This is a genomic window from Tardiphaga sp. vice304, assembly GCF_007018905.1.
Lineage (GTDB): Bacteria > Pseudomonadota > Alphaproteobacteria > Rhizobiales > Xanthobacteraceae > Tardiphaga.
This window is the reverse complement of the sequence record NZ_CP041402.1, coordinates 1,169,196-1,181,400: the sequence shown is the minus strand read 5'-3', so window position 1 is coordinate 1,181,400 and position 12,205 is coordinate 1,169,196. Positions and strand designations below refer to the sequence as shown.

The 12,205-nt window shown below is 63.8% G+C and carries 9 protein-coding genes and 1 pseudogene; 2 read left to right on the top strand and 8 right to left on the bottom strand.

Features of this window, described 5'->3' with window-relative positions; genetic code table 11:
- Positions 1-27: 27 nt before the first annotated feature.
- The 5 genes from tnpC (FNL56_RS05600) to tnpB (FNL56_RS05580) form a co-directional block, all read right to left on the bottom strand.
- Complete coding sequence (gene tnpC, locus FNL56_RS05600) at positions 28-1,566, bottom strand: IS66 family transposase (protein WP_210245512.1); 1,539 nt, start codon at positions 1,564-1,566, stop codon at positions 28-30.
- 121 nt (positions 1,567-1,687) lie between these two features.
- A complete protein-coding gene (gene tnpB, locus FNL56_RS28740; RefSeq protein WP_143571904.1) occupies positions 1,688-2,050 on the bottom strand; it encodes an IS66 family insertion sequence element accessory protein TnpB in 363 nt (120 codons plus the stop codon).
- Positions 1,998-3,554 carry an ISL3 family transposase gene (locus FNL56_RS05590; RefSeq protein ID WP_143578805.1) on the bottom strand — a complete coding sequence of 519 codons (1,557 nt, stop codon included), beginning with the start codon at positions 3,552-3,554 and terminating at the stop codon, positions 1,998-2,000. Before FNL56_RS05590 ends, tnpB (FNL56_RS28740) begins: the two co-directional genes overlap by 53 nt.
- A 151-nt stretch (positions 3,555-3,705) precedes the next feature.
- Positions 3,706-5,346 carry an IS66 family transposase gene (gene tnpC / locus FNL56_RS05585; RefSeq protein ID WP_143571902.1) on the bottom strand — a complete coding sequence of 547 codons (1,641 nt, stop codon included), beginning with the start codon at positions 5,344-5,346 and terminating at the stop codon, positions 3,706-3,708.
- A gap of 67 nt (positions 5,347-5,413) precedes the next feature.
- On the bottom strand, positions 5,414-5,695 hold the full coding sequence (gene tnpB / locus FNL56_RS05580; protein ID WP_143571901.1) for an IS66 family insertion sequence element accessory protein TnpB: 282 nt from the start codon (positions 5,693-5,695) through the stop codon (positions 5,414-5,416).
- On the opposite strand from tnpB (FNL56_RS05580), the gene tnpB (FNL56_RS05575) reads away from it, so the two are divergent.
- Together tnpB (FNL56_RS05575) and tnpC (FNL56_RS05570) are read left to right on the top strand one after the other, a co-directional pair.
- Positions 5,694-6,026: an IS66 family insertion sequence element accessory protein TnpB gene (tnpB, locus tag FNL56_RS05575; RefSeq protein ID WP_143571900.1), complete on the top strand. Its 333-nt coding sequence runs from the start codon at positions 5,694-5,696 to the stop codon at positions 6,024-6,026. The genes tnpB (FNL56_RS05580) and tnpB (FNL56_RS05575) overlap by 2 nt on opposite strands.
- A 69-nt stretch (positions 6,027-6,095) precedes the next feature.
- Positions 6,096-7,629 (top strand): annotated as a pseudogene (gene tnpC / locus FNL56_RS05570) (IS66 family transposase).
- Between the two features lie 177 nt (positions 7,630-7,806).
- On the opposite strand, the gene FNL56_RS05565 reads toward tnpC (FNL56_RS05570), so the two are convergent.
- The 3 genes from FNL56_RS05565 to FNL56_RS05555 are packed head-to-tail and all read right to left on the bottom strand — an operon-like array spanning position 7,807 to position 12,203.
- Positions 7,807-8,673 carry a thiamine pyrophosphate-dependent enzyme gene (locus tag FNL56_RS05565; protein WP_143571899.1) on the bottom strand — a complete coding sequence of 289 codons (867 nt, stop codon included), beginning with the start codon at positions 8,671-8,673 and terminating at the stop codon, positions 7,807-7,809.
- A gap of 10 nt (positions 8,674-8,683) precedes the next feature.
- Complete coding sequence (locus tag FNL56_RS05560; RefSeq protein WP_168204638.1) at positions 8,684-10,396, bottom strand: 2-oxoacid:acceptor oxidoreductase subunit alpha; 1,713 nt, start codon at positions 10,394-10,396, stop codon at positions 8,684-8,686.
- Positions 10,389-12,203, bottom strand: coding sequence for an FAD-dependent oxidoreductase (locus FNL56_RS05555; protein WP_143571897.1), 1,815 nt, complete (start codon positions 12,201-12,203; stop codon positions 10,389-10,391). Before FNL56_RS05555 ends, FNL56_RS05560 begins: the two co-directional genes overlap by 8 nt.
- Positions 12,204-12,205: the final 2 nt, after the last annotated feature.

The following is a 12,205-nucleotide window of genomic DNA, read 5'->3' as shown; positions in this document are numbered from 1 at the left end:
CTTAGCGATAACCGGATGAGCGGGCGCTTAGGCTGCGGCGGCGGTCTTTGGCCGCTGGGTTGTTTTCCAGGTCCAGGGAAGCAGCTCGGCGACCCTGGTGGCGGGATGATCTGGAAGCCGCGCCAATACGTCAGCAAGCCAGGCTTGCGGATCGACGTCGTTCATCTTGCAGGTTTCGATCAACGTGTAGATGGCGGCTGCGCGCTGACCGCCAGCGTCTGAGCCTGCGAAGGTCCAATTCTTTCTTCCAATTGCGATGCCGCCCAAGGCCCGTTCGGCGGCATTGTTGGACAGGCAGACGCGGCCGTCGTCGAGGAAGCGGGTGAACGATGGCCAGCGGTTAAGGCTGTAGTTGATCGCCTTGGCGGTGTCGTTCTTCGTGGAGAGCAATGCCCGCTGCTGCCGCATCCAGATTTCAAGCTCGGCGATGAGCGGCTGCGATCGTTCACGGCGCACGACAAGCCGCTGCTCCGGCGTTTTTCCGTTAATGCTGCGCTCGATCTCGAAGAGCATATCGATACGACGCACAGCCTCGCTGGCTATCGGCGCCTCTCCCTGTTTCACCAGATCGACGAACTTCCTGCGGCCGTGGCTCCAGCAAGCCGCTTCAAGGATCGGAGCTGGCTTCCTTTGAGCCTTGTAGAGCTGATTGTATCCATCAAAGGCATCGGCCTGCATCAGGCCCACATAGCCGGCAAGATGGCCTTGCGGATGCTCCCCGGCACGACTGCGCGAGTAATGGAACGACGCCGCCGGTGGGTCTTTGCCGCCAAACGGACGGTCATCGCGAACATAGGTCCAGATCCGGCCGACGACAGTCTTCAGTTTCGCCAGCACAGGCACGGTCGTGTCGTCGGCGTGGATGCGCTCGGCGCTCAGCACATGCGCCCGGATCGCCTGGACCAGCGGATCGAGCGCTACCACGCAGGCCCCGACCCGATCCGCCAGCGTCGAGACATCGATCTCGATTCCCTCGCGAGCAAAGGTCTTGCTCTGCCGGTTCAGCGGCTGATGCAGCAGGAACTTGTTGACCAGCACCATCGCCAGCAGGCTCGGCCCGGCGAAGCCGCGCGGGATCGGATGGGAGGGTGCCGGCGCCTCGGTGATCGCCTCGCAGTCCCGACAAGAGAACTTCTCACGGATGTGCTCGATAATCTTCCAGCGCCTTGGTTCGCATTCAAGGGTTTTCGATATCACCTCGCCAAGTTTGTGAAGCCGTTGACTGCCGCATTTGCCGCAGGCACACGGCGCAGGTTCGACGATACGCTCGACCGGGAGGTTGTCCGGCAGGGGACGTCGCGGCGGCCGTGGATTTTGCGCACGCTTCTGCTTGGCGGCTTCTGGTGCCGCGGTCTCGGCCTCTGTTTCCTGTTCGGCCTGGGTTTCTTCAAGATCCTCAATTGCCAGCTCAAGTTGCTCGACCAGCAGCCTGCCGCGTTCAGAGGATTGCCCGTACTGCTCGCGCCGCGCCTTGGCCAGCATCAGCTTCAGCCGTTCGATTTCCAGACGACCGACGGTCACTTCGCTGGTTGCCAGCGTCAGCAATTCGCGCTGCGCCAGGATCATCGCGTGCGCGGCGGAAAGTTCGGCGGGAAGCGGATCAGAGGGGCTCGTCACGATGACGAATCAATCATATTCGTCGCAAAAAATCGTGCGCGATCTTCGTCGTAAGACAAAAAATATCAGCTTATCCGGAAGCCTGTGGACGCCAGGTTGCCTGCGGCATGCGCCAGTCAATTCCGGACAGAAGATAGGATAATTGCGCAACGCTGATCGTGACAACGCCGTCCGCAAGGGATGGCCACAGGAAGCGGCCGCGCTCCAGTCGCTTCGTGAACAGGCACGCGCCTTGACTATCATGCCAAATAATCTTGATCAGGTCGCCGCGACGGCCCCTAAAAACGTAGAGATCACCAATATGTGAATAGGCGCGCCGTTTGACCCCCGATCGGCTTCCGCAGTTGGCTCTGACGCATGTTTGATGACGGCATCGCAGATCATGCTGCACCGAGCAATCGTGCTTCGAGAAGGTCAATTTTTGCGCGCCCATACATTTGTCGTTTGACAAGTTTAAGCTTCGTAATCTGTCCTTCGACTTGGCCGTTTGACCAAGGGTGCGTGATTGCAGCGCGCACGGCAGCGATATCCTTGAGGACTCCCGTGGCGAAGGATGAGACGAGGCTTGCTTTTGCGTTCGCGATCCAGGCATCGAGTTTGGCCTCGTCCTTTTTTCGGATCATATCGTGGAACTGGTCGATGAGCGTGCGGGCCTCGACAAGTGACGGCACGCCAGCCTCGATGGCGGCAATGACCAGGGCATCAGCCTTGGTCATGCAATCTCGCTTAATCGTCATAAGACGGGCGATAGTTCTGGCGGAGGGCACCCTTTGCAGCTGTTGTTTGCTGACCGCTTCCGAACGACGTCGACGTGTTGTCCACTCGCCAACCGTACGGAGGGATCCCCGGAACCCTTGCATTTGCAAGCGACGCCAGAGTTCGGCGCCGTTGCGACAGCCACTGCTCCACAGGCCCTCAAGGAACAGATAATACGCGTCGAGCGAACGCTCCCGTGTTTGGAACACGTCGGCTCGCCCACCCCGCAACGTCTGGCGAACGAGATTGCGACTATGACCCAGGCGGCGGACAATCTGCTTGATCGAAACGCCGTCCCTGGCGAGCGCCATGATCGCCGCATTTGTATCCTCGCGCCGCAGATAGCTCTCGTATCGTAGTTTTTCTGCCGAGGTGAGCAACTCTGGGGTAATTGTCGTCGAGCCAATGGCGCTGCGGATTGCGCGCATGGACTTGCGCACCGCGTCGAGGAAGGCCGCGCTGGCGTTCTCCATCAGGTGCCAACGGTCAGCGACCTGTATCGCGTCAGGGAGCGCCTTTGCCGAGGCTTCGCCGTAACCGCCGCCACGGTCGCGCGATACGACACTGATCTCCGGATGATCAGCGAGCCACGCTCGAACTGTGGCGACCTCGCGATCTGGAAGCAGGGTTACAATCCGCCGCCGCTCGAGATCGCAGACGATCGTTCCGTAACGGCGATTGCGTCGAAAGGCCCAATCGTCGACGCCGACGACGGTCAGAGGATGGGTTCGTCGGGCTGCCCGCCGTCGTACAACCCGAAGCAACGTATCGTTGCTGACCGGCATCATCAGCCGCCTGGCAAAGCTCGCTGCTGGTCTGCCGCCGAGTGCCAATCCTAAATGGTGGACGATGCATTCCAGCCGTGCCGTCTGGCGCGACCGGGTGGGGAGAACATTGTCCCCGAACCGTTCAGCGAAAATCCGCCGCCGACAATGAGGTACCTCGCAAACAAACCGCCGCGTGATCACGCGGAGGCGTATTTGCTTACCGGCACAGGGCAAATCCGAGACTTGCCTGTCGTATCGGCTATGGATTCGTCGCGATCTCGATCCGCACACTGGGCACTCGGCCATTCCGGCTTCGGATCGGACGGCCAAAATAATTGAGTCAGATGAATCACTTACACTCTCAATAACCAGCCCACTCGGCACAAGCGACGAAATTCGAACTTCGGCTCGCATGGCGTTGATTCCCCGTTGGAGAACCGCAAGCTCGGCAAAAAAATCATCAGATGTGAGTCAGACCCCGCAGTTGACCCCACCCGTGCCGCTCAATGCCCCTGATAGTGCGATGGAAATCGTTAGCATCCGGTGAGGACCGCGTCGCGGTCACTCACGCTGCCTGATCGACCTGCTGGCTGCTGTCGCGCCAATTCCACGGTAGCAGTTCGTCGAGCCTGTGGGCGGGATGCTCGGCGATGCGCGCCAGGACGTCGGCGAGCCAGGCCTGCGGATCCACATCGTTCATCTTGGCAGTGACGATCACACTGTACATCAGTGCGGCGCGGTCGCCGCCACGATCGGAGCCGCAGAACAGCCAGGACTTGCGGCCCAAAGCGATACCGCGCACGGCACGTTCGGCGGCGTTGTTCGACAGGCAAACGCGGCCATCTTCGAGGAAGCGGGTGAACGAGCTCCAGCGCTTCAGCATGTAATCCATTGCCTTGGCGACGTCGTTGCTACGCGAGAGTTTAGCGCGTTGCTCCCGCATCCAGACTTCCAAGTCGCCGACCAAGGGTGCGCTCAATTCCTGACGCACGGCTCGTCGCCGTTCTGGCGTTTCGCCATTAATGCCACGCTCGATCTCGAACAGAGCGTCGATGCGGCGGACGGCTTCCAGCGCCAGCGGCGAGATCACCACGGGCTTCTTGCCTTGCACCTTGCGGCGCGCGTTCTCCGCCAGATCGGCCATCACGAAGAATGGCCGTCGAGCGTGGACCCAGCACGCGGCTTCCAAAATCGGGCCTGCGTTGCGGCCGGCGCTGTAAAGCTTTCCATAGCCGCCATAGGCATCGGCCTGGAACAGTCCGCTGTAGCCGGCCAGATGCGCCTGTGGATGCTCACCTGCGCGATCGCGTGAGTAATAAAATACGGCACCTGGCGGTGCTGGTCCGCCGAACGGCTTGTCATCCCGGACATAGACCCAGATCCGGCCTGTCGAGGTCTTGCCCTTCGCCAGAACCGGCACCGTGGTGTCGTCGCCGTGCAACCGCTCGGCGCTGAGCACATGGGCCTCAAGGCGCTGGAACAGCGGCATCAGCGCGACTGCGCAGCCGCCGACCTGGTCCGCCAGCGTCGACAGGCTGATCGGCACGCCCTCTTTGGCATAACGCTCGGCTTGCCGGTTCAGCGGCTGGTGCTGGCCGAACTTCTCAAACAGCACCATCGCCAACAGGCTCGGGCCCGCCCAGCCGCGGGCGATGACGTGGAACGGCGCCGGCGCTTGGGAGATCTTCTCACAATCCCGGCAGCTGAACTTTTCCCTAACGTGCTGGATCACCTTCCAGGATTTCGGGATCACCTCCAGCGTCTCTGTGATGTCTTCGCCGAGTTTCGACAACCGGGCACCGCCGCAGCACGCGCACGACACCGGCCCAGGCACGATCACGCGCTCGCGAGGCAGATGCTCGGGTAACGGCTTGCGGGACGGCCGGCGGCGGGAGAACGACGCCACGGTAGTGGTTGCGCTCGTGACCTTGGCCGCGGCCATTTCCGCCGCCAGTTCGTCCTCGGTCGCCTTGGCCTCGAGCTCCTCCAGCGTCAGTTCGAGCTGATCCAGAAGGCGCGCGGACCGCTCCGAGCGCGGCCCGTAACGATCGCGGTTCAGCTTTTCGATCTGTAGCTTCAGATGTGCGATCAGCGCCTGATCGTCGGACTGCTGGGCACGGACGATGGCGAGTTCGGCGCGCGTCGCAAGCAACGTTGCGTGCAGCGCCTCAATGTCTTCCGGAAGCTTTTCAGGGCCGGTTTCCATGCTCTGATGGAATCATAAAAGTCGCGATTTGGCGCGGACTTTTTACGATTCACGAGACCTTTCGCAGCTATCCCGCGCTCTGCGGCCGCCAGCTGTGTTGCGGATTACGCCAGTCGATCGCCTCCAGCAAATAGCCCATCTGGCCGGCGGTCAGCGCCACGACACCGTCCACCGTGGACGGCCAGATGAAGCGCCCACGGTCGAGCCGCTTGGCATAAAGCGACAGGCCGATCCCGTCATGCCAGAGCGCCTTGATGAGCGTGCCAGCACGGCCGCGGAACACGAACACGTCGCCGGCAAAGGGATCGCGCCCGAGGCCTTCCTGAACCAACAACGCCAGACCCTGCATGCCTTTGCGGTTATGCGGAGCTCCGCATAACCGCAAGGGCGCCGAGGGTCTGGCGGCGCTGGTGCGCGAGACGATGAAGGCCGATCCGTTCTCGGGTGCCGTCTATGTGTTCCGGGCGAAACGGGCCGACCGCGTGAAGCTGATCTATTGGGACGGCACGGGAGTGTGCCTGTTTGCCAAACGGCTCGAGGATGGCAAGTTCCGCTGGCCGAACGTGCAGGATAGTGTGATGCTGCTGTCGGCAGCTGAGTTCTCGGCATTATTGGAAGGGCTCGATTGGCGACGGGTTCACACCGCGCGCGAGACCCCGGCACCGGTGCAGCCAGGCTGATCTGCGACAGAGTAAATCAGTCCGATCGAAATGCTCGCAGGGCGCTGCGGCACATGGTGTAATCGCGCCATGACGGCGACGACGGACACGCTTCCCGACGATCCCGGCACGCTCAAGGCGATGCTGCTGGCGGAACGTGCGCGCGCCGAGCGGCTGGAGCAAATCATAAAAGAGTTGCAGCGTCACCGCTTCGGCCGACGGGCCGAGGCGCTGCCAGAAGATCAATTACTGCTCGGCCTCGAAGAAGTCGAGCAGACGGCGGCGAGCACTGAAGCGGAGAACGAAGCGGCGGCGCCAGCCGAGCTGGCAAGCGACGCCGCCAAGCGCCGCATCAACCGTGGATCGCTGCCAGCGCATCTGCCGCGCATCGAGATGGTGGTCGACATCGACGATCATGCCTGCCCGTGTTGCCAGGGCGCGCTGCATCGGATTGGCGAGGACGTCAGCGAACGCCTCGACATCGTCCCGGCGCAGTTCCGCGTGCTGGTTGTGCGTCGGCCCAAATATGCCGACCGAGCCTGCGAAAACGGGGTGGTGCAGGCGGCCGCGCCGGCGCGGCTGATTGAGGGTGGGTTGCCGACCGAGGCGACGGTGGCGCAGGTTCTCGTCTCCAAATACGCCGACCATCTGCCGTTGTATCGGCAGGCTCAGATCTATGCCCGGCAGGGCATCACGCTCGATCGCTCGACCCTGGCTGACAGGGTCGGCCGTGCCGCCTTCTTACTGCGCCCGGTGCACGAGCGCCAGCTCGTCAGGCTCAAGGGCTCGGCCAAGCTGTTTGCTGACGAGACGACGGCGCCGGTGCTTGATCCCGGCCGCGGGAAGACCAAGAGCGGCCAACTGTGGGGCCTATGCGCGTGACGATCGTCCCTGGTGAGGCTCCGACCCGCCCGGCGTGGCGTACGTCTATGCCCCCGATCGCAAGGCGGAGCGACCGATCGCTCATCTCGCCGGGTTCACGGGCACCCTTCAGGTCGATGGCTACGCCGGCTATCGCGTGCTCGCCGAGCGCGGTGACGTGCAACTAGCCTTCTGTTGGGCTAATGTGCGCCGACGCTTCTACGAACTCGCCGCGGCCGGCCCGGCGCCGCTCGCCAGCGAGTTGCTCGAACGCATCGCCGGACTCTATGCCGTCGAGGGCGATATCCGCGGCCGCAGCGCAGAGAAAAGGCGCGAAGCCAGGCTGCGGAGGAGCCGGCCGATCATCGATGAACTTGAACCCTGGCTGCGCGCCAAGCTCGCTCTGATCAGTCAGAAGACGAAACTCGCCGAAGCGATCCGCTATGCGCTTTCGCGGTGGGAAGGATTGACCCGCTTCCTCCACGACGGTCGCATCGAGGTCGACTCCAACGTCGTCGAACGGGCGATCCGGCCGATCGCCCTGAACCGTAAAAACGCACTCTTTGCGGGCTCAGATGGCGGCGGGGAGCATTGGGCCGTCATCGCCTCACTAATCGAGACCTGCAAGCTCATCGGCATCGAACCGCACGCTTACCTCGCCGACGTCATCACGAAGATCGTCAACGGTCACCCGAACAGCCAAATCGACGATCTTCTGCCATGGGCCGATCCCGTGGCCCCGGCGCTCCGGGACGTGGCCTGAGAACAGCGCTTACGATGAAGGGGTGTCGCGGCCAGATTGTTCATCGCAGTCGAGCCCACCGGATTCGACAAGCGATCCCGATAATGCCGACACCGACGAGTTCGGCTTAAACGACTGGCTGTAATCCGCCTACCCCGCCAATGTCCAAGGAGTCATAATCACTGCAGCGAGCTACTACTAGCCTTGGTGCCGCGCCGGGCAGCAAACCCAGAATTGCGCCTCCACCTCTGCCAGCGAGGCCAGCGGCGCGGTCTGTCGCGGCAGCGACGGTCGGTGATCCTTGAACAGCAGGCCCAAGCTGTAGCCTTCGTCGGCCAGCGTGGCAGCCTGAGCTGCTGCGCGATCGTCGACGATGGACAGTGACGTCGGATGCACGCTCTCCTTCCAGCCGAAAGCCTCGGAGCGGAACGCCATGCATGGGCTGAGCACTTCGATGAACGCAAAGCCCGGCCAGCGAATGCCTTCGACAATCAGATTGGCGAGTTCTTCCGACCGGCCGGCAAAGCCGCGGGCCACAAAATTGGCGCCGGCGGCCAGCGCCAGCGAGATCGGATTGAACGGACGCAGACCGAGTCCGCCCGGGGCGATGTCGCTGTCCCAGTCGGCTTCGGTGGTCGGCGAGGGCTGGCCCTTTGTCATGCCATAGACCCGGTTGTCCATCACCAGATAGAGCATGTCGATATTGCGCCGGCAGGCATGGATGAAGTGGTTGCCGCCGATCGAATAGCCGTCGCCGTCGCCACCCACCGCGATCACTTCGAGATCCGGGCGCGCCAGCTTGACGCCGGAAGCGAACGGCAGCGCGCGGCCATGCACGCCGTGGAAACCGTAGCAGCTGGTATAGGCCGGCAACCGCGACGAGCAGCCAATGCCCGATACCATGACGACCTCGTGCGGAGGCCTACCGTGTTTGGCCAGCGCATGTTCCAGCGCTGACAGCACGCCATAGTCGCCGCAGCCCGGACACCAGATCGGCGTGGCGCCGGAATGGAAATTATGCGCGGTGAGTGCGGCGGCGGGAGCAGTGATGTCGGTGATGCTCATGATGTCTCCGTCACGCCAGATGCGCGGTGATTTCAGCGGGCCGGAACGGCAGCGGGCCGGGACGGGCGAGGCTTTCCGCCGTCGGTGGAATGGCCTTGTAAGCGAGCAGGTGATGATAGAGCTGTGCGCCAAAATTCTGCTCCATCACCACGATGCGGCTGGTACCCTCCAGGGCCTCGGCCAGAGACTTGAGCGGCAATGGCGACAGCACGCGCAGGGCGACGACGCGGATCTTCTTGCCGGCGGCTTCGAGCCTCCGTGCGGCTTCCTGGGCCGGGCCGATGCTCGAGCCGAATACCAGCAGCGCGGTGTCGCCGTCGCCGGTGACGCTTCCCCAGGCCGCACCGGGATCGAACTGCTCGAGTTTTCGCGCACGCTTCTTGATCTGCGCCAGATGGGCGGCGGCGCCGCCCACGGGAATGCCGATCTCGTTGTGGGTGAGGCCTTCGCCGACCCACTGGCCATCCGGCGTTCCCGGCCGCGGCATCGCGCTGACCGGATCTTCGCCGATGGCGTAGCGCTTGAATGGACCGTCGGGCATATCGACCTTGCGCGCGAGCGGCTGCGGTCGGTCCGGCTTCGGATCGATCACCGTATTGGCCTGGCCGAGCGCCATGTCGGACAGCACGATCACCGGGGTCTGCAGCGATTCCGCGAGATAGACCGCCCACTCGCCGGTGTACATGCAGTCGCGCACCGAGGTCGGCGCCAGCACGATGCGCGGCGCGTCGCCATGGCCGCCATAGATGGCGATATTGACGTCGCTCTGTTCGGTCTTGGAGGGAATGCCGGTGGATGGGCCGCCGCGCATCACGTTGACGATCACCACGGGCACTTCGGCGGCGATGCCGAGGCCGATGGATTCGATCATCAGCGACAGGCCGGGACCGGACGTGACGGTCATCGACGGCACGCCGCCGAACGAGCCGCCGAGCACCATGTTGATGGAGGACAGTTCGTCCTCCGCCATCACCAGCCGGCCGCCGACTCGCTGCAGCTGCGGCGATATCCATTCCACGAGGTCGGTGGCCGGGGTGATCGGATAGCAGCCGACGAAGCGCACGCCACCGCGCAGTGCGCCCATGGCAACGGCCTGGTTGCCGGTCAGCAGCCAGCGCGGTGCCGGGTGCGGCGGGTCGAGCCGGACGTCGAGATCGAGCCCCGCCGCGGCGGCGATGCCGGCCTGGAGCGAAGCCGTGTTGGTGCGGGTGACGTCCGCGCTCTTGTCCCCGAGCACTGTCGTGAGCGCCGCCTGCAAATGATCGACTGGCAGCCCGGCCATGGCCGCCACCACGCCGGCCACGAACACATTGGTGTGCTTGCCGTGCAACGCGCGTTCCAGCGGTGTCGCATCGGCCGGGCCGAGTGTGAGAGCAATGGTCTTGCCCTTGCACCTGGCGATGCTCGCCGGCACCGGGCCCGAGCGGGGATCGGAAATGATGATGCTTCGCGCGTCGAGCGGAATCTCGCCGGCGAACTGGTCGACATTGGCCCAGTCGAGAGCAACGAACAGGTCGAAGCGGTCAGGCTGGCAGGACACCGGCGCGGTGGAGATCTGCACCAGCGCCGCGGCTTCGCCGCCGCGCACCTGGGCGCCGAACAGCTTGCTCATCATGCCGTAATAGCCGGCCTGCGCCGCGGCGTTGAGCAGCAGTTCGCCCGCGCTCATGGCGCCGGCGCCGCCGCTTCCTGAAAACACCACCGCAAGGGAAGTCCTAGGCATTGATCGTTCCTTCGATCGGTCCTTGCGACATTGCAACGAGCGCAGATCCGCCGGCGCGTGGAGTGAGCAGCAGCATGGCATCCATGTGCCAGGCGCCGGTCGGGCAATTCTCCGCGCACAGCCCGCAATGCAGGCAGAGGTCTTCGTTCTTCACCATGATCCTGTGGCTGACCAGGCCGCCGGCGACGTAAAGCTCCTGCGACAGATTGGTCGCCGGCGACTTCAGCCGGCTGCGCAGGTCGGCCTCATCGCCGTCTTTCGTGAAGGTGATGCAGTCGGTCGGGCAGACGGTCTCGCAGGCCTTGCACTCGACGCACAAAGGCGGGCTGAACACCGTCTCCAGTTCGCAATGCAGGCAGCGCGCGGCTTCGGCGATGGCATGCTCGATGTCGAAGCCGAGTTCGACCTCCTGGTGGATATCGGACAGCGATGTGGCCAGCGACTGCAGTGGCACGGCATGGCGGACATTGACCGACACCGTCGGGATGTGGCGCGGCGGCAGCGGCGTCCGCTCGGTCACGAAGGTAGCGGAGGGCAGCGGGCGAACGCCTGGATCGGCACCGCTGAGCAAAAAGTCGATGGTCACCGCCGCCTGATGGCCGTGCGCCACTGCGGTGATGATGTTCTTGGGTCCGTACGCCGCGTCGCCGCCGAACAGCACGTGGGGAAGCGTCGACTGCAACGTCGCCGGATCGAGCTTCGGCATGTCGCGCTCGCCGAAGGCAATGCCGAGATCGCGCTCGATCCAGCTGAAGGCGGATTCTTGGCCGACCGCGATCACCACGTCATCGCAGGGGAAATGTTGCAACGGACCGGCCGAGACCAGCGTGCGCTTGCCCTCCTTGAAGACGCTGGTCACCGGCTCGAATGTCACGCCGGTGAGACGGCCGTTCTCATGGGTGATCTCCCTCGGCACCATGTCGTTGAGGATCACGACGCCTTCGCGTTGGACGTCGTACTTCTCCCAGGATAGCGCCTTCATGTCCTCGAAGCGCGACCGAACTACCATTTTGACGTCTTCGCCGCCGAGGCGGCGCGCGCTGCGGGCGCAGTCGATGGCGGTGTTGCCGCCACCGATCACCACCACGCGCCTGCCGATGCTCTTGATGTGCTGGAACCAGATACTGGCCAGCCATTCGACGCCGATATGGATATTGGTGGCAGCTTCCTGTCGGCCGGGGATCGCGAGATCCTGGCCGCGCGGCGCGCCGGTGCCGACGAATACGGAGTCCCAGCCTTCGGCCAGCAGCCCCTTCATACTGTCGATGCGGTTGCCGCCGCGGAATTCGACGCCGAGGCCGAGCACATAGCCGGTCTCCTCGTCGACCACATGTTCGGGCACGCGAAAATGCGGAATGCGCGTGCGCATCATGCCGCCCGCCTTGGGATCCCCGTCGAAGATGGTGCATTGATAGCCGAGCGGCGCCAGATCGCGCGCCACGGTCAGCGATGCCGGTCCGCCGCCGATCAGCGCAATGCGTTTGCCATTGGTCTTCGTCGCGGGCTCGGGAAGATAGGCCGCAATGTCGCCCTTGTGGTCGGCGGCGACGCGCTTTAGCCGGCAGATCGCCACCGGCTCCTTCTCGACGCGGGCGCGGCGGCAGGCCGGCTCGCACGGCCGGTCGCAGGTGCGGCCGAGGATGCCGGGAAACACGTTGGCGTCCCAGTTGACCATATAGGCTTCGGCATAACGACCTTCGGCGACAAGGCCGATATATTGCGGCACCGGCGTGTGTGCCGGGCAGGCCCACTGGCAATCCACTACCCGATGGAAATGGTCGGGCGTCGAGATATCGGTAGGCGTCATGA

Bases quoted from the DNA above. Each gene is read 5' to 3' on its own strand.
- tnpC (WP_210245512.1), bottom strand. From the start codon at position 1,566: ATGATCCTGGCGCAGCGCGAATTGCTGACGCTGGCAACCAGCGAAGTG.
- tnpB (WP_143571904.1), bottom strand. From the start codon at position 2,050: ATGGGCGCGCAAAAATTGACCTTCTCGAAGCACGATTGCTCGGTGCAG.
- FNL56_RS05590 (WP_143578805.1), bottom strand. From the start codon at position 3,554: ATGCGAGCCGAAGTTCGAATTTCGTCGCTTGTGCCGAGTGGGCTGGTT.
- tnpC (WP_143571902.1), bottom strand. From the start codon at position 5,346: ATGGAAACCGGCCCTGAAAAGCTTCCGGAAGACATTGAGGCGCTGCAC.
- tnpB (WP_143571900.1), top strand. From the start codon at position 5,694: ATGCCTTTGCGGTTATGCGGAGCTCCGCATAACCGCAAGGGCGCCGAG.
- tnpB (WP_143571901.1), bottom strand. From the start codon at position 5,695: ATGCAGGGTCTGGCGTTGTTGGTTCAGGAAGGCCTCGGGCGCGATCCC.
- FNL56_RS05565 (WP_143571899.1), bottom strand. From the start codon at position 8,673: ATGAGCATCACCGACATCACTGCTCCCGCCGCCGCACTCACCGCGCAT.
- FNL56_RS05560 (WP_168204638.1), bottom strand. From the start codon at position 10,396: ATGCCTAGGACTTCCCTTGCGGTGGTGTTTTCAGGAAGCGGCGGCGCC.
- FNL56_RS05555 (WP_143571897.1), bottom strand. From the start codon at position 12,203: ATGACGCCTACCGATATCTCGACGCCCGACCATTTCCATCGGGTAGTG.